General features: G+C 33.6%; 24 protein-coding genes, 1 rRNA gene and 1 other annotated feature. Of the genes, 17 read left to right on the forward strand and 8 right to left on the reverse strand.

The window, feature by feature from the left end:
* The 10 genes from rrf to J2Z80_RS08255 form a co-directional block, all read left to right on the forward strand.
* Positions 1–88: ribosomal RNA gene (rrf, locus tag J2Z80_RS08210) — 5S ribosomal RNA — on the forward strand; the annotation flags it as partial.
* A gap of 172 nt (positions 89–260) precedes the next feature.
* Complete coding sequence (locus J2Z80_RS08215; RefSeq protein ID WP_209453949.1) at positions 261–1,208, forward strand: ROK family protein; 948 nt, start codon at positions 261–263, stop codon at positions 1,206–1,208.
* Between the two features lie 10 nt (positions 1,209–1,218).
* The gene (locus J2Z80_RS08220) at positions 1,219–1,791 is read left to right on the forward strand and encodes a DNA-3-methyladenine glycosylase I (protein ID WP_209453950.1); all 573 of its coding nucleotides are present in this window, start codon (positions 1,219–1,221) and stop codon (positions 1,789–1,791) included.
* Between the two features lie 145 nt (positions 1,792–1,936).
* Positions 1,937–2,143, forward strand: coding sequence for a sigma factor G inhibitor Gin (locus J2Z80_RS08225; RefSeq protein WP_209453951.1), 207 nt, complete (start codon positions 1,937–1,939; stop codon positions 2,141–2,143).
* Positions 2,144–2,223: 80 nt separating this feature from the next.
* Positions 2,224–3,645: an aminotransferase class I/II-fold pyridoxal phosphate-dependent enzyme gene (locus tag J2Z80_RS08230; protein WP_209453952.1), complete on the forward strand. Its 1,422-nt coding sequence runs from the start codon at positions 2,224–2,226 to the stop codon at positions 3,643–3,645.
* Positions 3,645–4,262, forward strand: coding sequence for a dTMP kinase (gene tmk, locus J2Z80_RS08235; protein WP_209453953.1), 618 nt, complete (start codon positions 3,645–3,647; stop codon positions 4,260–4,262). The genes J2Z80_RS08230 and tmk overlap by 1 nt, the downstream gene beginning before the upstream one ends.
* A gap of 14 nt (positions 4,263–4,276) precedes the next feature.
* Positions 4,277–4,606 (forward strand): cyclic di-AMP receptor DarA, encoded by a 330-nt coding sequence (gene darA, locus J2Z80_RS08240; RefSeq protein WP_209453954.1) that lies wholly within the window; start codon positions 4,277–4,279, stop codon positions 4,604–4,606.
* A gap of 9 nt (positions 4,607–4,615) precedes the next feature.
* Positions 4,616–5,059: a YaaR family protein gene (locus J2Z80_RS08245; protein WP_209453955.1), complete on the forward strand. Its 444-nt coding sequence runs from the start codon at positions 4,616–4,618 to the stop codon at positions 5,057–5,059.
* A gap of 10 nt (positions 5,060–5,069) precedes the next feature.
* Complete coding sequence (holB, locus tag J2Z80_RS08250) at positions 5,070–6,032, forward strand: DNA polymerase III subunit delta' (RefSeq protein WP_209453956.1); 963 nt, start codon at positions 5,070–5,072, stop codon at positions 6,030–6,032.
* Positions 6,033–6,044: 12 nt separating this feature from the next.
* Positions 6,045–6,929: a PSP1 domain-containing protein gene (locus tag J2Z80_RS08255; RefSeq protein WP_209453957.1), complete on the forward strand. Its 885-nt coding sequence runs from the start codon at positions 6,045–6,047 to the stop codon at positions 6,927–6,929.
* Positions 6,930–6,954: 25 nt separating this feature from the next.
* On the opposite strand, the gene J2Z80_RS08260 is transcribed toward J2Z80_RS08255, so the two are convergent.
* The 4 genes from J2Z80_RS08260 to J2Z80_RS08275 form a co-directional block, all read right to left on the reverse strand.
* Complete coding sequence (locus tag J2Z80_RS08260) at positions 6,955–7,329, reverse strand: DUF1634 domain-containing protein (protein WP_209453958.1); 375 nt, start codon at positions 7,327–7,329, stop codon at positions 6,955–6,957.
* Between the two features lie 2 nt (positions 7,330–7,331).
* Entirely contained in the window at positions 7,332–8,165 is an 834-nt protein-coding gene (locus J2Z80_RS08265) for a sulfite exporter TauE/SafE family protein (RefSeq protein WP_209453959.1), read from the reverse strand.
* Positions 8,166–8,176: 11 nt separating this feature from the next.
* Positions 8,177–10,321 carry a hypothetical protein gene (locus J2Z80_RS08270; RefSeq protein WP_245301219.1) on the reverse strand — a complete coding sequence of 715 codons (2,145 nt, stop codon included), beginning with the start codon at positions 10,319–10,321 and terminating at the stop codon, positions 8,177–8,179.
* Between the two features lie 117 nt (positions 10,322–10,438).
* The gene (locus J2Z80_RS08275; protein WP_209453961.1) at positions 10,439–11,659 is read right to left on the reverse strand and encodes an arginine deiminase; all 1,221 of its coding nucleotides are present in this window, start codon (positions 11,657–11,659) and stop codon (positions 10,439–10,441) included.
* 119 nt (positions 11,660–11,778) lie between these two features.
* Between J2Z80_RS08275 and J2Z80_RS08280 the strand changes: the two genes are divergently transcribed.
* From J2Z80_RS08280 to J2Z80_RS08290, 3 genes are all read left to right on the forward strand, one after another.
* Positions 11,779–12,525 carry a tRNA1(Val) (adenine(37)-N6)-methyltransferase gene (locus tag J2Z80_RS08280; RefSeq protein WP_209453962.1) on the forward strand — a complete coding sequence of 249 codons (747 nt, stop codon included), beginning with the start codon at positions 11,779–11,781 and terminating at the stop codon, positions 12,523–12,525.
* 1 nt (position 12,526) lies between these two features.
* A complete protein-coding gene (gene rsmI, locus J2Z80_RS08285) occupies positions 12,527–13,342 on the forward strand; it encodes a 16S rRNA (cytidine(1402)-2'-O)-methyltransferase (RefSeq protein WP_209453963.1) in 816 nt (271 codons plus the stop codon).
* 148 nt (positions 13,343–13,490) lie between these two features.
* Positions 13,491–14,366 (forward strand): cation diffusion facilitator family transporter, encoded by an 876-nt coding sequence (locus J2Z80_RS08290; RefSeq protein WP_209453964.1) that lies wholly within the window; start codon positions 13,491–13,493, stop codon positions 14,364–14,366.
* A 39-nt stretch (positions 14,367–14,405) separates the two neighbouring features.
* Here the strand turns inward: J2Z80_RS08290 and J2Z80_RS08295 are convergent, their stop codons facing one another.
* Positions 14,406–14,654 (reverse strand): AbrB/MazE/SpoVT family DNA-binding domain-containing protein, encoded by a 249-nt coding sequence (locus J2Z80_RS08295; RefSeq protein ID WP_013296657.1) that lies wholly within the window; start codon positions 14,652–14,654, stop codon positions 14,406–14,408.
* A gap of 140 nt (positions 14,655–14,794) precedes the next feature.
* Here J2Z80_RS08295 and J2Z80_RS08300 point away from each other — a divergent pair, with 140 nt between their 5' ends.
* From J2Z80_RS08300 to metG, 4 genes are all read left to right on the forward strand, one after another.
* On the forward strand, positions 14,795–15,379 hold the full coding sequence (locus J2Z80_RS08300) for a nucleoside recognition domain-containing protein (RefSeq protein WP_209453965.1): 585 nt from the start codon (positions 14,795–14,797) through the stop codon (positions 15,377–15,379).
* A gap of 7 nt (positions 15,380–15,386) precedes the next feature.
* A complete protein-coding gene (locus J2Z80_RS08305) occupies positions 15,387–15,908 on the forward strand; it encodes a spore maturation protein (RefSeq protein WP_209453966.1) in 522 nt (173 codons plus the stop codon).
* Between the two features lie 70 nt (positions 15,909–15,978).
* Positions 15,979–17,382 carry a CCA tRNA nucleotidyltransferase gene (locus tag J2Z80_RS08310; RefSeq protein ID WP_209453967.1) on the forward strand — a complete coding sequence of 468 codons (1,404 nt, stop codon included), beginning with the start codon at positions 15,979–15,981 and terminating at the stop codon, positions 17,380–17,382.
* A gap of 56 nt (positions 17,383–17,438) precedes the next feature.
* Positions 17,439–17,671, forward strand: a binding site (T-box leader).
* 58 nt (positions 17,672–17,729) lie between these two features.
* On the forward strand, positions 17,730–19,640 hold the full coding sequence (metG, locus tag J2Z80_RS08315; protein ID WP_209453968.1) for a methionine--tRNA ligase: 1,911 nt from the start codon (positions 17,730–17,732) through the stop codon (positions 19,638–19,640).
* A 49-nt stretch (positions 19,641–19,689) separates the two neighbouring features.
* Here the strand turns inward: metG and J2Z80_RS08320 are convergent, their stop codons facing one another.
* The 3 genes from J2Z80_RS08320 to J2Z80_RS08330 form a co-directional block, all read right to left on the reverse strand.
* Positions 19,690–19,917 carry a DUF2919 domain-containing protein gene (locus J2Z80_RS08320; protein ID WP_150201215.1) on the reverse strand — a complete coding sequence of 76 codons (228 nt, stop codon included), beginning with the start codon at positions 19,915–19,917 and terminating at the stop codon, positions 19,690–19,692.
* 164 nt (positions 19,918–20,081) lie between these two features.
* A complete protein-coding gene (locus tag J2Z80_RS08325) occupies positions 20,082–21,131 on the reverse strand; it encodes a hypothetical protein (RefSeq protein ID WP_209453969.1) in 1,050 nt (349 codons plus the stop codon).
* Between the two features lie 236 nt (positions 21,132–21,367).
* Complete coding sequence (locus tag J2Z80_RS08330; RefSeq protein ID WP_209453970.1) at positions 21,368–22,105, reverse strand: hypothetical protein; 738 nt, start codon at positions 22,103–22,105, stop codon at positions 21,368–21,370.
* Positions 22,106–22,257 lie beyond the last annotated feature (152 nt).

A 22,257-nucleotide genomic window follows, 5' to 3' on the forward strand; every position in this document is an offset into this window, starting at 1 on the left:
TAAAAACCCGTTCCCATACCGAACACGGAAGTGAAGCCCTCCAGCGCCGATGGTACTGATTACTCGGGAGAGTAGGTCGCTGCCGGTAAAAATTTCATATATTAGCCCCCTAAGTAAAACTCCTTATCCAGGAGTTTTTTAATTTATGCGGAATTATATTTATTTACTATTGACAAATCAGACATGCTATAAGAACATATAAATAGAAGAGCATAAGCAGCTAATAAAAATTTGAGAATTTTGCTTTGGAGGCGATATTTATGAAAAAACTGGCCTGTGGTGTTGATCTTGGCGGTACAAAGATTAATACCGGTATAATGGATAGTGATGGTAACATATTGTACAATGTAAAGGTTCCAACAGAAGCTGATAAAGGGCCCCAACATGTAATAAACAATATAAAGAAGAGCATAATAGATTCATTAAAAAATACAAAACTGGAGATAGATCAGATTGCAGGTATTGGCATAGGTGCACCTGGACCATTAAATGCAGATAGCGGTGTTGTGGAGTGTCCGCCTAATTTACCTGGATGGATTGATATTCCTCTTGTGGATATACTAAAAGAAGAATTTAATACAGAAATCAAGCTTAATAATGATGCAAATGTTGCTGCACTTGCTGAACATTTATTTGGAGCAGGACAAGGCATAGATGATATGGTTTATGTAACTGTAAGCACAGGCATTGGCGGTGGTGCTATAATAGGTGGGAAATTGTATAATGGTGCAAACTCCAATGCGGCAGAGATTGGACACCATTCGATAAACTTTGATGGCCCTAGATGGTGCAACTGTGGCAATCCCGGATGCTTAGAGTCTTATGCTTCTGGTACATCGCTAGTTAAATTTGCAAAAAAGTACATAGAGTCTGGAAGAAATACCATTCTTAAAAGCATACCAATGGATGAATTAAAGGCTGAGAATATTTTTGATGCAGCAAAATCAGGTGATGAATTAGCTTTGGAACTTATAGAAAATGAAGCATTTTATTTAGGAGTAGGTATTGTAAATATAATGGCTTTCTATAATCCAAAGAGGATAATAATAGGTGGTGGACTGTCAAGTCAATGGGATGTTTTATACGATAAGATGATGAAGACAGTTAAAGATAGAGCATTGAAGCCAAACAGAGAAATTTGTGATGTTGTTAAAGCGAAACTTGGCGGAAATGTTGGACTTATAGGTGCAGCAGCACTCGTATTGTAAGGAGGATACAATGGAAAGATGTCCGTGGTGCCTCAAAGATGAAATATACATAAAGTACCATGATACAGAATGGGGTGTGCCTGTCCATGATGATAAAATTCACTTTGAGTTTTTGGTGCTGGAATCTGCCCAGGCGGGATTAAATTGGCTTACGATACTTAAAAAAAGAGATAATTATAGAAAAGCGTACGATGATTTTGATCCTTATAAAGTTTCTTTGTTTGATGAGAAAAAGATATTAGAGCTTTTAAATGATAAAGGAATCATTAGAAACAGAAAAAAAATCGAATCATCAATTATAAATGCCAAAGCTTTTTTAAAAATTCAAAAAGAATATGGAAGTTTTGATAGTTATATTTGGAGCTTCACAGAAGGGAAACCTATCATTAATCATTGGAAAAGCATCGAAGAAATACCTTCTAAGACTCCATTATCTGATAAGATAAGTAATGATCTTAAAAAAAGAGGTTTTAAATTTGTAGGCTCAACGATAATATATTCACATATTCAAGCGACTGGTATTGTAAATGACCACATAACGTCGTGTTTTAGGCATAAGGATTTATCACACTATTATTTATAAAAAATACATGCAGAGCTTGGTGCAAAATGCATTGAGACCTGCCTTTTTTTATTCTTAAAATAATATAATGTTAATAAGAAAGCGTATAGATACTGGTTGTAATGGAAATAATTATAATAGAATATTATGAAAGATGGTGTAGCATATGGAAAGCATGTTAAAAACTAAAAAGTGCTTTATATGCAATCATGAAAAGACAGATGGTATTGAGGTATTGGGAGAATTTTTATGTAATGACTGCCAGAAGATTATTGTTGATATGTCACCTGGTGATATTAAATATGAATATTACAGAAAAAAGATGATAGATATCTGGCGAAACTATACAAAGGATGTTGAATATGAGGATTGATATTGGCATATCCTCATATTTTTTATAGTAATGGTTAGGATTGTATGGTATTATATATGTATGAAACTTGAAAAAAGGTGATGAAATTGTCAGCACCATTATATGAAGCACTGTTAAAGTATGTAGAAGATGGCACTTTGCCATATCATATGCCGGGTCATAAAGAAGGTAGAATTATTTCCCGGAAATATATAGAGAATCTTGCCAAAATAGACTTGACAGAAGTTCCCGGTACAGATAATCTGCATGACCCTCAAGGACCGATTTTGGAAGCTGAAAAACTTGCAGCTAAAGCATTTGGTGCAAAGATGTCTTTTTTTCTTGTAAATGGTACTACATGTGGAATATATGCTGCAATGTCTGCCGTATTAAACGAAGGTGATGCAGTGATTATTCAAAGAAATTCACACAAATCTGTTTACAATGGTTTAATACTTACAGGTGCTACGCCGATATATTTAACCCCATTGATTGATTATGAAGATGGGATAGCAATGGGAGTCTCTATTGATGAACTTGAAGGCCTTCTTAAAGGTAATAAAGACATAAAAGCGGTTTTGATTACATATCCAAATTATTATGGATTTTGCATAGATATAAAAAGAATAGTTGATTTAGTGCATAAGTACAACAAGATTTTGATTGTAGATGAAGCACATGGTGCCCACTTTGCATTTTCAGACAAATTGCCACTGCCAGCATCTAAAGCTGGTGCTGATATTGTTGTTGAAAGCATTCACAAGACTTTACCCGCCTTTACGCAAAGTTCAATATTACATGTGAATACAGATAGAGTTGACGTTGATAGATTAAAATTTTATTTAAGCCTTTATCAATCTACATCACCATCATATATTTTAATGACATCAATTGACTTGGCTAGAGATTTTATGGAAAGAGAAGGTAAAGATAGACTAGAAGAATGCGTAAATTTATCAATAGATGCTCGAAATAAATTAAATGCAATTGAAGGTGTAAAGTGTATAGGAGATGACATTGTAGGCAAGTATGGAATTAATGATTATGATACAACAAAGCTTACCATAAGTATAAAAGGTCTCGGGATATCAGGAAGTGAAGCAGAAAGGATATTGCGGGAAAATTTCAATATCCAAATGGAGATGTCTGATTTATACAATATACTGGCAATAATGACTGTTGCAGATGGTGAAAAGGAGTTTGACGAATTAGTAAAATCGGTTGAAGGACTTTTAAAATACAAAAAGAATCAAGAAATTAGACTTATTGACTATTATCCTGATGTACCAGAGATGAAAATGAAACCTTCAGAAGCAGTTAAAAAGCCTTATACACTTCTAAAAATAGATGATGCAGTAGATTCAGTTTCTTTGGACTATGTTATTCCATATCCACCAGGTGTGCCTCTTATATGTCCGGGTGAAATCATAAAAAAAGATATGGTACAATATATAAAATTACTATATAATATAGGTATAAAGATTGTAGGCATTGATAATTTAAATATACGGGTGTTTAAATAATGTACAAAGGAAAACTTATCGCATTTGAAGGTATCGACGGTAGCGGAAAAACGACACAAATCAATCTACTGAAAGAATATCTTTTAAGCATTGGACGGGATATTGTAGTATTGAGAGAACCTGGCGGCACTAATGTAGGTGAGAAAATCAGAAATATACTCCTTGATAAAAAAAATAAGATAGTTCCTACTGCAGAAGCTCTTTTATATGCAGCATCAAGGGCAGAATTAGTAAATGAAGTGATAATACCATCTTTAAATAATGGAAAGATTGTTATATTAGATAGGTTTGTTGACAGTTCTATTGTATATCAAGGATATGCAAGGGGCATTGGTGTAAAAGCCGTTGAGGAGATAAATAATATTGCTATAGCTGGCCTTGTACCAGATTTGACTATATACTTGGATATAAAGCCCAAAGACACTATAAAGCGAATTGATAGAAGGAAAGACAAAGACCGCCTTGAGATGGAAGATTTGGAATTTCATGAGAAGGTTTATGAAGGATATAAACAATTGATAAAATCAAGGCCGGATAGATATTTAGTTATAGATGCCACTTATGATATTGATTATATACAGAAAAGCATCATTAAAGAAATAAGTAAAATCATATAAGGAGGGAGAAAATAGTGAAACTTATTTTTGCTATAGTACAGGACGAGGATGTAAGGCGGCTAATGGATGGACTGACAGAGAAAGGTTTTAGCTTTACAAGGGTTGCTTCTACAGGGGGGTTTTTAAGGTCTGGCAATACAACACTGATGATAGGTGTTGAAGACGAAAAACTCGATGATGCCATTGAAGTAATAGAGAAAAAATGTAAGACGAGAGACAGGATTATTACTTCTCCGACTCCGATGGGTGGTGCAACAGATATTTTTATTCCACAGCCTGTTGAGGTTTCAATTGGAGGAGCTACGGTTTTTGTCATCGATGTTGAAAAATTTTTTAGGATATAGGTGTTTTGTATGAAAATACAAGAAATAAATTCCAACAAAATAACGGCGGGATATACCAAAGATGACATAAGCAGCAGAACTTCTGCTTTAAAGTTTGAAGATGTTTTTGACAGTGAAATAAGTAAAGTAAAAGACAGTATTATAAATAAAATGTTAAATGAGATTGATGATGCTGCCGAAAAATTAAAAGAAAATTTAAACTTGGATAATTTGTTAATTTACAAGAAAAAAGTTAAAGAATTTTTGCAAAGCTCCATAAATGGCATGTTCCAAAGAAATAAGAGAGAATCCATCAGTTTAAATGGACGAAAGAAGATTTATACTATTGTAGATAAAGTGAATGAGAAGCTTGAAATGATGACGAAAGAGTTTATAGAGGGAAACAAAAAGAACATTGATCTTTTAAGTGCTATTGAGGAAATTAGAGGATTATTGGTAGATATATATTCGTAGGTGAATTTTGATGTTTAAAATATATGGGCATAAAAATATTCTGGCGTTATTTAACAAAATTGTGAGTTCTCAAAAGATAGCAAACGCCTATCTCTTTATTGGAGAAAGTGGGTTTGGAAAAGAATTTATGGCAAAATATTTTGCCATGATGATAAACTGTAAAAATGGTTCTAAACCTTGTTTAAGTTGTCCTTCATGTATTCAAATGATATCAGGTAATCATCCTGATATTTTCTTTATAGAGCCTGATGGGATTTCAATAAAAGTTGAGACATTAAGAAATGTCGTAATAAACAATGCTTATGTGAAACCATACAACTCTTATAAGAAGATTTTTATAATAAAAGAAGCTGAAAAAATGACAGAGCAAGCTCAAAACAGTATACTTAAAACACTAGAGGAACCTCCTGAATATGGACTTTTCATTTTAACATCATCCAAGATGGAAGGCCTTTTACCAACAATTGTGTCAAGATGTGAAATAATAAGGTTTACTAGGGAGTCAGACGAAGTAATAGAAGACTATCTTATAAATGAAAAAAAAATTGACAGGAGTATGGCTAAAAAAATAGCTTCAATTGCCAATGGCAATTACGGAAAGGCAAATCTGTTGATTGATGAAGGTTATTCTAAAGTAAGGTCGGAATTGGGAGATATTTTATACAATGTGATTAACCAAGACAAGGCATTGAGACTTGAAAGTTTTAAATTTTTTGATGAGAACAGAGAAATGATAGATGATATAATTGATATAATGTTTTCCTATTTGAGGGATTTGATGATATTCAAATTATTGGGCAGCGAAGAATGCATTATAAACAAAGATATGTCTGATAAATTAAGAATGTTGTCAACCAATTTGACAGGATTTAAGCTAAATAATATAATTAATGAGATAGAAGAGCTTGCTTTTAATCTTAAGTCAAATGTAAATTATCAATTAGCTATTGAAAAATTTCTCTTAAATATTTAGGAGGTTTTAATTTTGTATACAGTTGTAGGAATTCGGTTTAAAAAAGCCGGTAAAATATATTATTTTGATCCAGGCGATTTGCCTGTAAATGTTGGAGATAATGTTATTGTTGAGACAGCCAGAGGAATAGAATTTGGAGAAGTTGTCGTAGGAAAACGAGAGGTTGATGATGACGAAATAATAGCTCCGTTGAAAATGGTACTGAGAATTGCAACTGACGAAGATTTAGAACACTATAAGGAGAATAAAGCTTGTGAAGCAGAGGCTTTTGGTGTCTGCATGGACATGATAAAAGAGCACAATCTGGATATGAAATTAATCGATGTTGAATACACATTTGACAACAACAAAATAATATTTTATTTTACTGCTGATGGAAGGATAGATTTTAGAGACCTTGTAAAAGATCTTGCTGCGGTCTTTAAGACGAGAATTGAGCTTAGGCAAATAGGTGTAAGAGATGAATCCAAGATTGTGGGTGGCCTTGGACCTTGTGGTAGACCTCTTTGCTGTGTAACTTTTTTAGGCGATTTTGAGCCTGTTTCGATTAAAATGGCAAAAGACCAAAACCTGTCATTAAATCCTACGAAAATATCAGGTTTATGTGGTAGATTAATGTGCTGTTTAAAATATGAACAGGATACTTATGAGGAAGTGAGATCTGAACTGCCTTCTGTAGGAAGCCTTATAAAAGTCGACGACAAAGAAATGAGGATAACGGAAGTCGATGTTGTAAGAAAAAAGCTTAAAGTCAAGATGAAAAATGCAGAAGGTATAGAGATAACAAAAGAATACGATCCTGAAGATGTGATTGTGATAGAAGACAGTAAAGAAAATAAAAAAGATGAAATTTCTGAGATTTACAATGAAATATTAGGCGATGATTTCATCGGATAAAAAAAGAGAGTCAACCTCTCTTTTTTTATTCAACTTTACCCAACAGAAAGCTAAATATTAAAATGATGAAGACTGCTGATGTTATATATACATACATGTAGTCTTTTTCTTGAAAAAATGTGATGATCGACACACCGACTCGAAATACGGGAGTCAGTATAAGCACCAAAAGCCCTGTCATGATTATGGCGTAAGGCTTTAGAGATATTAACCCTTTAATTATTGCTACTACAGATGTAGGATATGTGTTTGCTGGATAACCACTACTTTTTGTTGCAAAAAATAGAATTAAACCTATGAGAATGATTAGCGCACTTAATAAAACTCCTGCTCTTAAAGTTTTGCTTATTATAATCTCCATATTTTCTATTTTTTCATTTTGATTTTTTTTGTCCTCCACAGCTATACCCCCAATCCTTTAAGAAGCATTTCGATGGAAACATAGGCTAAAACAGGTATAAATATCTTTCTTATGGTTGTGCTTTTCATATTTGTCATGATTTTCGTTCCCAATGTTGCTCCTATTAACACACCTAGTGCAACAGGACCTGCAATTTTTGGATCTATGTTGCCTCTTACAAGGTATACTCCAGCACTGGCAGCGGCAGTAACGCCAATCATAAAATTGCTGGTGGCAGTTGATACCTTCATGGGAAGTCTCATAAATAGATCCATTGCCATTACTTTAAAGATGCCGCTTCCTATGCCTAATAACCCAGATATTACACCTGCTATGTACATCATGCCAAACCCTTTGTTTACACCGGTGACGTTGTACTTTATTTCCTTTTTAAGAACTTTGTCGTAGTAAGAACCTTCAAGCTTTAACTTTTTTGCGATGGGCTGGGAGACTACTCCTTCAGGGAGCTCTTCATTTCGCTTTTTTAACATTGTAAATGCAGAATATAGAAGAAGAAGGCCGAAGATAATATAAAGGTATTTTGAACTTATCAACCCAGCAATAAAAGCACCTGTCAAAGCTCCTGTTGTAGTAGCTATCTCTAAAAACATACCTATTCTCAGATTGGTTATTTTATCTCTTACGTACGTTACAGCAGCACCACTGGATGTCGCAATGACGGATACGATACTGGCACCTATTGCGTATTTTATATTTACTCCTAAAAGCAGCGTAAGCATTGGTATTACTATTATGCCGCCGCCTAATCCAAGAAGGGATCCAAAGACTCCAGCCACAATTGATATGAGAAGTATAATTAAAGATGTCAATATCACTTTATCATCTCCTAAATTTCATTTTGTTTTATTTCTCTTTCTAACATTATCAATATAGGAGGAAATGCATATATGCACATTGTAGATGCGGCTACTATACCAGCATCATTAAATGCTAAAGCGAAAAGCATTCCTACAATACTGCCGAAAAAACCGTAGTAGATGTATTTATTTTTCTTAAATATGCTCTTAAGTATTCCTGTAGGCTTATATGACAGGATAAACAAGCTTATTATTGTTATGATTAAAACCCAAGACCATATGGTATATCTTATTAATGTCAGTTCCATATTTAATTTGCGGGCGAATATCTTGTACAGTGCTGTTATTCCTTCATTTTTTACAATTAATGCAGTTTGTGCCATGTGCGTGATAGTACCCATAGACATAGAGGCTATGAACATAAGGGTCAAAAGTACAATCATAATAAGAAACAATAACAATAGATTTTTAAAATTGATTTTAATCTCTGACATAAGTAAAAGTGTTACACCGAAAGCCATAAAACCTGTTATAAAACCGCCTATCTTTGCTCCGTACTGTGGGAGTACCATTAACATAAATACTAAGGCGAAAAACAAAACACCTAATAATTTATTAGCTCTGTTGTCGTATTTTTGAATAAATGTCATAACACCCATTATGGTGGATCCTATTAATACGCCCATGTATTCATTCCCTATACCGTAAAATCTTGCACCTGCAATAACGTCATATCCTAATATAGAGCCCTTCATAAGGTGTGCACCTGTAAAAATATCTGCTGTAATAATTATGGCAGTCAAAAGGCTTATGACTATCAGCATATTGAATTCATCTTTTGCAATCAATTTAATAAGAAACAGTAAAAGTGTTGTTATTAGTATTAAAACAATAATACTGGAATAAATAGACAAAGGGCTAAAAAGCGATAAAATCAAGAGAGACAAAGGAACAATCATTACACCTAGTACTACTGGTTTTAAGTACTTTAAATATCCAATCTTTAAAAATAATGTAATCAGATAAAGTATTAAAATTATAATGAGAAAAATTACATAACTTTTTAAGACGATAGGCCGTGCTGTGTAAATAGACACGACTTTACTGTTTAAATTTTCCAGATAGTTTACTTTGTCTTGAGCTTTTATATTTGTTATTGGATGACCTAGCATTTCAACAGGTGCTTTAATATTAAAATAGCTGAGAATCGTTGGTGCTAAATCTATATTTGTTATTATGCCATCCCTTTTTGTGGTCAAAGATGTTGTAAGGCCATTATATCCAGGACCATAGATGATTATAGGTGCCAATAGATTGTTGGAGGATATATCGCTTTTGGAAGGGCATGGTGTTGCAACTATAAGCAAATCTTTTGAAGTATCTATGTTTTCTAATAATTTACCTATAAAGTTATCTGCATTGCTGATGGCGTATTTTTCATATTTGGATGAAATATCACTTGAAACATTAGATGAATAACTGTCGACTCTTGAAGTATCGCCTGTGTCTATTACAAAAAATCCTCCATTTTTTTCATACTTTTTAAAATAATCGAGAATTTTGTTGTAATCAGTCCTCATAAAATATGGACTGTTTTTGTCATACTTTAATATGTTTTCACTGACGTCACCAAAAGCTGTACCTTTTTCATCCATTGCGATGAGAGTACCGTACCTTCTATACGTAATGGAATTGTCTGATGCAATGTCAGAATTTCCAAATACATATGTAGGTATATTGTTGTCCTTTAATAATTGACCCAAAAGGCCAGGCGTTATTTTATAATCGGCACTTTCGCTGCTGCTAATAAGATTTGATATGCCTATATTTACAATATTATTATTGCCGTAATCATTTCCTGTATTTAGCTTGTATAAATCGCCTGCGCTTCCAAAAGTATAATTTTCATTTACATTTAAATTTATAGAACTTATACCATGAGCACTGGCTCTGGTTCCAGTTCCGAATGTTAAATATCCAGATGCGTCAACATAACCGTCAGCATTTCTTACATTCATAAGTCCAACTGTGCCATTATTGATTAGTTTTTGAATATTTTTTGCATCGTACTTTATATAATCGTTAAGGCTTACTCTGTCGATTATGACAAGTACAACTTTTTTATCACTGTTTGTAGCTGCATAATCTCTTTGAGGCATTAAAGTAAAAGACATTAATAAGAGCAATAAAGCAATAATAACCCTTTTCAAATAAAACACACCCTCTATAGTATTTTTATTTATTATACAATACAAATATTAAGAAATTATTAAAAAGAGGGTTAAGCCCCCCTAATCTCTTATTAGCGGCATACTCATACATCTTGGACCGCCTCTACCTCTTGATAGTTCCGATCCTTCTATTCCGATGACTTCAATGCCTTCTTTCTCCATTATTTTATTAGATGATTCATTTCGAGTATATGTTACGACTTTGCCAGGTGCTATAGCAAGCGTATTTGTACTGTCGCTCCATTGCTCCCTTGCTGATGTTATTGCATTTAGACCGCCTGTTGGTATTATCTCTATATTGCTTAGATTAAGTGCTGATTTTAATGCATCCTGAAGATCTTTTTCCTTTTTTATTGAAAAACCCTTATCCTCTTTTATTATACTGAATACCCTTAAATCCTTTTTTATTCCGGGATAAAATACGAATCTTTCTTTGTCTACCATCGTAAATACTGTATCGAGGTGCATATAAGACCTGTTTATAGGTATTTGCACCACAAGAATATGTTCAACAGTTGATCCACCTTCAAAAAGATTGCGTGCTAGTTGCTCTATAGCCTGTGGTGTTGTCCTCTCACCGCAACCTATTGCAATTACTTTATCACTTAATATCAGCACATCTCCACCTTCTAGAGAATGAAAATACGTGTTGTCGTACCAACATGGAATATTGTTTCTCTTAAATATATCGTGATTTTTGTATATATATTTTAATATAAGAGTCTCCGGTCTTCTTGCAGCTGTTTTCATAGAGCTTATCATGAGGCCTCCATCTATCATTGCACCCGGATCTCTTGTAAAATACATGTTTGGGAGAGGTTTAATATAAAAATAGTGATCTTCATAGATGAATTCTGCCAGTCCCATTGGCATGACACTATCAATATCTCCCTTTTCAAGGCCGCTAATGGCTATTTCTGAAATATCGTCATAGCTCATATCCATAAGGTAATCTTTTAAATAATTTTTTGACTCAAGATATGTGATGCCATTTATCTTTAGAAGATCAACAATAAATTCCTCTTTTATATTCTCATCTTTTAATATATCTTTTAAGAGATCTTTTATATAAAACACAGTTATACCATTATCTCTTAATACTTTTGCAAACTCATCATGTTCTTCTTGTATCTTTCTAACCCATGGAATATCATCAAAAAGCAGTTCTGATAGATTTTGCGGAGTAAGCCTTTCTAATTCTTTTCCGGGCCTGTGCAAAATAACTGCTTTTAAATTTCCTATTTCTGATGATACGTGAGGTACTAACAATGGGTGCGTCACCAGCACATTCCTCCCTATGTATAAACTCTTTATATAGTATACTTTGCTTATATCCATTTTTCAATACAATTTATATTAATTTATCAATATGGTAAAATTATTTGTAATGAGGTGGGAATATGCTAAAGAATGGTGAAAGAATTGATGATTTAAATTTAAATGGACTTAAAATTATTCAGCACGAGGATAAATTTAAATTTGGAATGGATGCAGTATTGCTTTCAAATTTTGTATACACTAAAAGAGGAGATAAAATTATCGATTTAGGTTGTGGTACTGGAATTATACCTATCTTAATTGCTGGAAAGTCCAGGGATACACATATTACAGGTGTTGAAATACAAGGTGATGTTGCAAACATTGCATTGAGAAACGTTGAAATTAATAATTTTACAGACAGAATAGAAATAATAAATGATGATATACGGAATATTGTGGATAAGTTAGGCATTGAAAAATATGATATAGTAACAACAAATCCACCTTATATGCCACATAAGACGGGATTTGATAAAAGCAATGAAAGTGAAAATATCTCAAGATACGAGATAAATGGCGGATTGCAGGATTTTGTCAAGGTAGCATCTAAGCTTTTGAAATTCGGTGGAAAGTTTTTTATGGTGCATCGGGTGGATAGACTTGTGGATATTGTTTATAATTTAAGGATTTGCAATCTTGAGCCTAAAAAAATTAGATTTGTACATCCATATGTTGAAGAAAAACCAAATTTAGTATTGGTTGAAGCTAAAAAAGGTGCCAAAAGTGGTGTTGTCATAATGAAACCTTTGTATATTTACAATAGGGAAGGAAAATACACTGACGAGCTTTTAAGCATATATGGTAAAACTACAATAGAGGAGGAATAAAATGTCTGGAAATCTATTTTTATGTCCTACTCCAATAGGGAATCTCGAAGATATAACATTAAGGGTTTTAAGGATACTTAAGGAAGTAGATATTATTGCTGCAGAGGATACAAGGCAAACTATGAAACTTTTAAATCACTATGATATAAAAAAAACAGTTGTAAGTTATCATGAACATAATAAGGTTTCAAGTGGATTAAAACTTGTTGATGAGTTAAAGGCAGGAAAAAACGTAGCACTGGTTACCGATGCAGGTACACCTGGCATATCTGATCCTGGGGAAGACCTTGTGAAGCTTTGCATAAATGAAAAAATAAACGTAATATCGCTTCCGGGTGCAACGGCTATAACGACAGCACTTGTAGGTTCTGGACTTGACACTAAGAAATTTGTCTTTTTAGGCTTTTTGCCTACAAAGAAAAGTGATAGAGAAAATGCTATGAAGGAAATATCAAGAGAAAAGAAAACAGTTATTATTTATGAAGCACCCCATAGAATAATTTCTACATTAAAAGAAATTAAATCGTACATAGATGGTAGAAAGATAGTAATAGCTAGAGAGCTTACAAAAGTGCACGAGGAGTATTTAAGAGGAACTGTAGAGGAAGTTTTATGTAAAATTGGTGAAGGGGTAAAAGGAGAATTGGTAGTTCTAATTGAAGGTGCGAAAGATGAGATTTCGCTGGAACCTAATGAGCTTCTGCAAAAATACCTTCAGTGTGGTATGGACAAAAAAGAAGCGATTAAATTGACGGCAAAGCAATTAAAAATACCAAAGAGTGAAATTTATAAACTTACATTAAAGGAAGACAGATGATTCGATTCTGTTTCTCAGTATCAATTGATAATGATAATCAATAATTTCAAAAATAAAAAATTCTAATTATGTTGCATATTTTTAAGTTTAAGCATATAATATATATTATATTAAATATTATCAATTGATATAAAAAGGTGGTTTTATGATGGATTCATTTAAAAAAGTTAAACAAGTTTTAATACTTATTTTGGCATTAAATGTAGTGGTGGCTTTAGCTAAACTTTTATACGGCATGTACATTAAAAGTGCTAGTATGGTGGCTGACGGATATCATTCTCTATCAGACAGCTCAGGCAATATAGTAGGGCTTGTAGGTATTTACCTTGCATCAAAACCAGAAGATGAAGAGCACCCCTATGGGCATAAAAAGTTTGAGACATTTTCGTCCATTTTTATATCTGTAATGCTGTTTGTGGTCAGCTACAACATACTAAAAGAAGCGTACAGCCGATTTTTAAATCCTGTTATTCCAAAGATTACTTTAGATAGCTTCATAATAATGATTGCAACACTTTTGGTAAATATATTTGTTTTTACTTACGAGTACAGGCAAGGTGTTAAGCTAAAAAGTGATATACTCGTGTCAGATTCGCTTCACACTAAAAGTGATATATATGTATCTGTGTCTGTGCTTATAACGCTTATTGCATTAAAATTTGGAATCACACCTTACATCGATCCTATCATGTCTGTAGTTATATCAATCTCCATTATAAAAGCCGGTATAGAAATAATAAAGCACAGTTCTGACATCTTGTGCGATAGAGTGGTGGTGGATTCAAAGAGAATTCATGACATTGCTGTAAGTGTAAAAGGTGTTTTGTCTTGTCATCAAATAAGAAGTAGAGGACGAGAAGATGATATAAATATAGATCTCCATATCATGGTAGATCCCAGTGAAAACATAATTGATGCTCACGATATAGCCAGTCAGTTGGAAGAAAGGCTTAAAAATGAGATACCTGGTGTTACAGAAGTTATTGTTCATATGGAGCCCTACAACAAGAATGAAATAGAATAAAAAAATAATAGAAGGTAAACTTCTATTATTTTTTTATTATTATTCGCTTTTTTTAATGTCATCAAGACAGTTTTTGCAGATGTTTTTACCCTTGTAATTAACGACGTTTTCTGCATTGCCACAAAAAATGCATGCAGGCTCATATTTTTTAAGTACAATCTGCTCACCATCTACATAAATTTCGAGAGCGTCTCTTTCGGCTATATTCAGTGTCCTTCTAAGCTCGATAGGAATGACGACTCTTCCAAGTTCATCAACTTTTCGAACTATTCCTGTAGATTTCAACATTACTCTCCCCTCCTAAAGCTACAAAATTCGACAAATTCTTTGCATATCTAATAATACCAAGTTTTGCAAAATAAGTCAATACTTTAATGGCATTTTTTTTAAAAATTAACATAAATTTTTATAGAATGGAGGAGATACAATTGATAAATTATATTTGGTTTTTTATGATAGGAATTGGCGTAGTAGTAGGCATAATAAACGGCAGAATTGGAGAGGTGTCGAAAGCCATTATCGATTCGTCTGAGGCGGCTGTTACTATATCTATCGGATTAATAGGTATAATGTCTTTATGGCTTGGCATTATGCAGATTGCTGAAAAATCAGGTCTTATGGAAGTGTTGTCAAAGCTGCTGAAACCTGCAATTATAAAACTCTTTCCGGAAGTGCCTGAAGATCATCCTGCGATTGGTGCCATGATTATGAATATATCGGCCAACATGCTGGGTTTAGGTAATGCAGCTACACCTTTTGGCATAAAGGCTATGGAGTATCTTCAAGAATTAAATAATCGAGATGTTGCATCAAATTCCATGTGTACATTTCTTGTTATAAATACTGCATCAGTTCAACTGCTTCCTGCTGTCATGATAGGTTTAAGGGCATCTTTAGGTGCTAAGAATCCGGCAGACTTTGTTGTTGTAGGTCTTCTTTCTAGTATTACCGCCTTGATTGCTGGAATCATAGTTGTAAAGGTATTGGAAAAATCATCACTTTTTAAGGAGTGATTATTTTATGCTGAAAGTAATATCAGAGCTTATTATACCGTCTATTTTGTTTATAATTCCATTTTATGGTCTAATAAAACATGTTAAAGTATATGAAGTGTTTGTTGATGGTGCAAAGGATGGAATCGATACGATGGTAAAAATATTTCCGGCCTTGCTGGCAATGCTGGTGGCTGTCGGTGTTTTAAGGTCGTCAGGCACATTAGACGCACTTGCAAAGCTTATTGAACCTTTTACATCGAAAATAGGGATGCCATCAGATGTTGTACCATTGGCTCTTATAAGGCCTCTTTCAGGAAGTGGTTCATTAGGCATAGCTACTGAATTAATCAAGTCAAAAGGTCCTGATTCTTTTATAGCGAAACTTGCTTCTGTTATGTATGGTTCAACGGAGACAACTTTTTACGTTTTGGCAGTTTATTTTGGATCTGTAGGTGTAAAAAAAATGAGGCATTCAATAATAGCAGGAATTGCAGCAGATATAGTTGCTATACTTTCATCAGTTTTTTATAGTAGACTGTTTTTTTAACTTGTTTACTTTCAAAAATTTGATATACTAGAGATGGTAATATCTTATAAAGCTAAGGGGATTTTTTAATATGACAATATTAATAAATAGGATAAAACGTATACTTGGTGATTTTGCTGAGAATGTCTATGTCGTAGGTGGAACTATAAGAGATAGGTTATCAAATAGAGAAATTAGTGATTATGATTTTGCTGTCATAGGCGATGTTGCATCAATATCAAAGATGGTGTCTGAAAAGCTAGGAGGTTCTTATGTCCCGTATGCAGAAGAAAGAGGAACGTATAAAGTTGTGTATGAAAAAATTATGATGGATTTCACACAATTAAGAGGCGAATACATAGAAGAAGATTTAAGACATAGAGATTTTACAATAAATGCAATGGCACTGAGATTAAATGATTTTTTTGATAGCAATTTGATAATAGATCCATTTGGAGGGCTACGAGACCTTCAAAACAAAAAGATTAGATGTGTAAGCAAAGATTCATTTGATGAGGATCCTTTAAGGATGCTTAGAGCAGTGAGATTTGCTTCTAAGTATAAATTTTCAATAGAAGAAGATACGAAAAATCTTATAAAGGAAAAATCAAATCTGATTAGTAAAATCTCATCGGAAAGAATTATGAATGAGATATATGCAATATTAAAATCAAAAGAGTCATTTAAATATATAAAAATGATGGACGAGCTGGGTTTAATCGATTCAGTATTTCCTGAAATAAAAAACATGAAAGAATTAGGGGGATGCTATTATCAGGTTTTGGATTCATGGCATCATTCGCTTAAAACGATTGAGGAATATGAAAATATAATACAGGAGCTTAGATTTCCTTCTGATATGACAAAAGTGATTTTATCTTACCTCAATAAAGATCTTTCTTCGGGGAATAAGTTAAAAGATGTATTAAAGCTTGCAGCTATGTTCCACGAAATTGGCAAGAAAGATGCAATTTATATTGATGCTGATAATCATATTCAATTTTACAATCACGATGTAAAGGGAGAAAAAATTATATCAGGGATAACCAAAAGGTTAAAAATGGCTAAAAAAGAATCGTCTTTGATAAAAAAGATGGTCCTCTACCATGCAAATCCATTTTCGATTTATGTAAATGGCATGTCGAATAAGACTATATTTAAATTTTTTTCTGATTTAGAAGATGATTCGATTGGTTGTTTGCTGTTGTCGCAGGCTGATGTTGTTGCTGCAATGAAGGGACAAAGCCGCTTAAATGAAGCTTCTTGCTATAGAAGTTTTATATTGAATATGCTTAGAAGGTACATGGACTTTGAAAGGACTAAGACACCACTTCTTACGCCGCTTGATATAATAGTCAATTTCGATCTTAAAGATTATAAGCTTTTAAATCAGATACTGTACGAATTGAGGAAAAATCAATTTTACGGTGAAATAGAAAGTAGAGAAGATGCAGTAAAATTTGTGGAAGAAAGAATGAAGATGGATAAAATCTAGTTGACAATACATTTGCGATAAAGTATATTATTATGTAACGATGTAAATAATATATTAAAAAGGCAATGAAGGGAAGAGTAGAAAGGAATTTCTCTTAAAGAGAGCTGGGTTAAGGTGAAAGCCAGTAGAGAATGAACTTTTGAACATGGACCTTGAGCTTCAAAGCTGAAACTAAGTAGGCTTTGGCGGGATTTCCCGTTACAGAGTAGGAGTGTGGCAGCACTTTACGAGGCATACTGCCGTGAGGCGTATGTGAAAAGGGTGGTAGCGCGATAAACTCGCCCCTTAGTGGGAGGCGGGTTTTTTTACGTCTTAAAAATAAAAATTATAAGATGAGGAGGATTTTTATGGCGAAGACTTTTTACATTACAACACCTATATATTATCCCAGTGATAAGCTACACATAGGTCATTCTTATACGACTGTTGCTGCAGATGCGATGGCTCGGTTTAAAAGGCTGACAGGTTATGACGTGATGTTTTTGACAGGAACAGACGAGCACGGTCAGAAGATACAGAGAAAGGCTAAGGAAAAAGGCGTTACGCCGAAACAGTATGTTGATGAGATTGTGGCGTGGATAAAAGATTTGTGGAAGACGATGGACATAAGCAATGATAAGTTTATAAGGACGACGGACCAGCAGCATGAAGAAATCGTGCAAAAGATATTTACAAAGCTTTATGAAAAAGGCGACATATACAAAAGCGAATATGAAGGTTGGTACTGCACACCTTGTGAGACGTTTTGGACTGAGAAACAGCTTGTAGATGGGAACTGCCCAGATTGCGGCAGACCTGTAGAGCTTGTGAAAGAGGAAAGCTATTTCTTTAAGCTTTCAAATTACGCTGACAAACTTCTTAAATATTACGAGGAGCATCCTGACTTTATACAGCCTGAATCGAGGCTAAATGAGATGGTAAGCTTTATAAAGTCAGGTCTTGAGGACTTGTGCGTATCCAGAACGTCATTTGACTGGGGCGTAAAAGTTCCATTCGATCCAAAACACGTTGTATATGTTTGGATTGACGCACTTTCCAACTATATAACTGCATTGGGGTATTCTACAGACCACGACGAAGATTTCAAAAAATACTGGCCGGCAGATGTGCACCTTGTTGGAAAGGAAATCGTAAGATTCCACACCATTATATGGCCTGCAATGCTTATGGCGCTGGATTTGCCTCTACCTAAGAAGGTGTTTGGCCATGGCTGGCTTATTTTAGAAGGCGGCAAGATGTCAAAGTCGAAGGGCAATGTGGTTGACCCGAAAGAGCTTGTGTCAAAATACGGTGTAGATGCTATAAGGTATTTTCTCTTAAGAGAAGTTCCGTTTGGGGCAGATGGCGTATTCTCAAATGAAGCCTTGATTTCCAGGATAAACTCTGACCTTGCCAATGATTTTGGAAATCTTCTAAGCAGGACTGTAACGATGGTAGAAAAATACTTCGACGGTGTAGTGCCTGAGGCTTTAGATAAAGACGATGTTGATAATGAGTTAATATCTATCGCAAATAATTTGCCAAAAGTTGTTGAAAGCTATATGGATAAGTTGCAGTTTTCAAATGCTCTTGCGGAGATTTGGAAGCTTGTAGGTCGTGCAAATAAATACATTGACGAGACGATGCCATGGGTATTGGCAAAAGATGAAAACAAAAAAGGAAGGCTTAAAACGGTTCTTTACAACCTTGTTGAATCGTTGAGGTTTGTCGCAGTTTTAATAACGCCATTTATGCCAAATACGCCTATCAAGATATATGAACAGCTTGGAATTGGCAATGATTTAAGAACATGGGATAGCCTTAAATTCGGCTTACTGAAATCAGGCACAAAAGTCAAAAGAGGGGAGAATATTTTCCCAAGGATCGATGTAGAAAAGGAGCTTAAAGAAGCTGAAAAAGAATCTTCTAAAAAAGTAGATGTAAAAGAAGAGACAAATTACATCAAAATAGATGATTTTGCAAAAATCGATTTGAGGGTTGCAGAAGTATTGGAAGCGGAAAAAGTAGAAGGCGCTGATAAATTATTAAAGCTTAAGCTTAAAGTTGGTGATGAGGTAAGGCAAGTTGTGTCAGGGCTTGCACTGCATTACAAACCAGATGAACTTATAGGTAAAAAACTCGTCCTCGTTGCAAATCTGGAGCCTAAAAAATTAAGAGGCATAGAATCATACGGAATGATTTTGGCGGCATCAAACGAAGGTAAGTTGACTGTTGTCACTGTCGATAAAGATATAGAAAGCGGTGCGAAGGTGAAATAAAAAGAAGGCGGGGTGATTCCCGCCATTATTTTTATCTAATTGAACTACTTTAAGTGTTTTGCTTCTTATCATCTTTCGAATTTTTGTCTGAAGAACTATATGGTAATCCGGCTGCTAATCCAGTGAACAGGGCTAAGTAAAATGAAGATCTTTTTGGATAAAAGAAATCTAATATTAAAGCTATGACGACAATTGCTATAAAGCAGAAAAACTTAATTTTAGACTCTTTGTCTTTCGGTATGGAATACTTAAACACCCGTCCAGAAAAGCGTGCCATTTCAAAACCAATTAGAAAAATGATTAAACTTACTACAATACTTATTAGCCAAACATATAAACTCTTCAAGGACAAACTCCTTCCTTATGTTATTTACATTATAGAAATGATGCAAAATATTTCGTAGTACAAATATATTGGGTATGTGCTGCATCGGCATACCATCATTCAGAAAGGGTAATAAATTGTGTTATACCTTTATTATTTTCTAATTTAGTCCATGACAATACGTTACCCATTATGCTAGAAAAATTATTTGTTTTTATAGGGAAGTCTTGCAATTTACCTGTCTTAATGTTATATAATTCCAGTATTCCCATATTATCATACCACGTAATATATGTATCGTTTAACGATGGAAACCATCTTTCTACTGCATCGCCTTTTACAATTTCTACAGTATTTTTAGTTTTGAGATTGTATAAGGATATATGACTTTTATCAGATACCCATACAATATTCTCACCGTAAATATTTGGTGTGAATCCATTATCGCTTATTTTTGCAATTTTACTATTTGAAATATTGTATAGATAGACCTTGCCAACTTCGCTTTGCTCTTCGATTTTACCTTCATGCCATACTATGTAATTGCCAAATATTTTTGGATGTCCAATATAACTATTTCCCAGTCCATCAATGCTTCTTATCACTTGCTTTTTGTCGTTTGCTAAATCGTATAAAATCAAAGAACACAGAATTTTGTTGTTTTGTATTTCATAAGTAGACCATACAAGCTTTGAGCTATCCAAAGACAGGTTTGGCTGTTGATTAAAGGATACTTTTGAAGCAGATTTTTCATTTAATTTTCCGTAGTCTATCTTTTTAATGGTTCCATTTTTTATATTATAGGCATATATTATCCAGTCATTGCCATATGGATTATCAGATGCTTCTACCCAAGCAATATACTTTCCATCCGTAGCAGCATTTATTATATTTTTATCAGTATTAACTGGCTTTATCACTGGTTTAACTACACTTGTATTTAAATCATAGAAACCCAGTTCTGTTTTTTCATTGTTTTTGTTTTCTATTGACACCAATATTCTTTTTTTATATTTGTCAAATCCAAGAGGAATTGTATTTTGCGGAATGATTGAAGCATTATCTATATTAAGGCTTTTATGTATTTGACTATTAGTTTTTACATGACAAGACGTTAACAAAATGGACAATAAAATGATAGACAAAATTATTATATTTTTTTTCATTACATTGCCTCCCGGTTTATTATAAAGCATGAAAGAAATATTTGTTAGTAAATAATACATTGAATTCATCTGTTTGACTACATTATAACTCTAACTCCAACATTTGGGAAGTTCCGAAATCCGGCACATTTTTTATGAAGTAGGTGCCGATTTTCGGCATCTCAGTTTCTGCTTTACTAAGTTCGCCTAACATGTGTATATGTAAGACAAGCTTCAAGTTGTGCAATAAAAGTTTATTACAATAAATGACTAAAATAAATAGATAAACGTTCGAAAATGCCTTTCTGCTTGAATTCTAACGGAGGAAGTCCATATAGAGTTTCATTGCTGCCTATTGTCTTATAATTTCCTTGTTTTGCTTTTTCTTGAATATTACGCACTTTGTTCATAAAAGATTTTTTAATAATATCGCTGTTCACAAGTGTTTTTTCTTTTAGACCAGCATTTTGATCAGAGTAATACGGTGAAAAGGCCATCTCTTCTCCATTTTTATTAACAATCACAAATATATCACCGCCAAAATTCAGTAAAAAGCAGTCGTCAGGGTTAAAGTTGTTTTCACTTGCTAATTTATAAATATTTTTGGTTAATGCTCCGCCAAAATCTACAACATGCCATTCTTCATTCTTCAATATGATTGAAAAATCGGTTATTACATTGTTTCCAGCTATTACTGGGTATGTGTAAAATGGTTCACGAGTGACTTGCTCACTTATTTTTATTGAAGGATCATATTTATTAATATCAATAGTGGCCCATTGAATTGGATTTCCCAGCTTTGCCATTGATACTTCATCTTTTGTTGTAAAATAAAAATCGCGGTATTCTGTATTAATGCTTTTAAGCAATGTTTTAAAGTTGTCTTGTGCGGCAATATTGGCTTGCACTTGAGGAGAGACAGCATAACTAATGGTACCAATAGAAAATATGATGAGCATGCACGATGTCGTAATCATAATTAATTTTCGTTTCATTTATTTTTCCTCCCTTGTTTTATTTTTGGAGATATAAAAACATTGCACTATATTTTTCATTTTCAAATTACGCATTATTTACATTAATTTTAGCATAACATAAAAACTAAAAATTAGTAGATATATGAATAAAATTAGTTGAATTTTCTTTT

It is taken from the genome of Thermoanaerobacterium butyriciformans (assembly GCF_017874545.1).
GTDB classification, from domain to species: domain Bacteria; phylum Bacillota; class Thermoanaerobacteria; order Thermoanaerobacterales; family Thermoanaerobacteraceae; genus Thermoanaerobacterium; species Thermoanaerobacterium butyriciformans.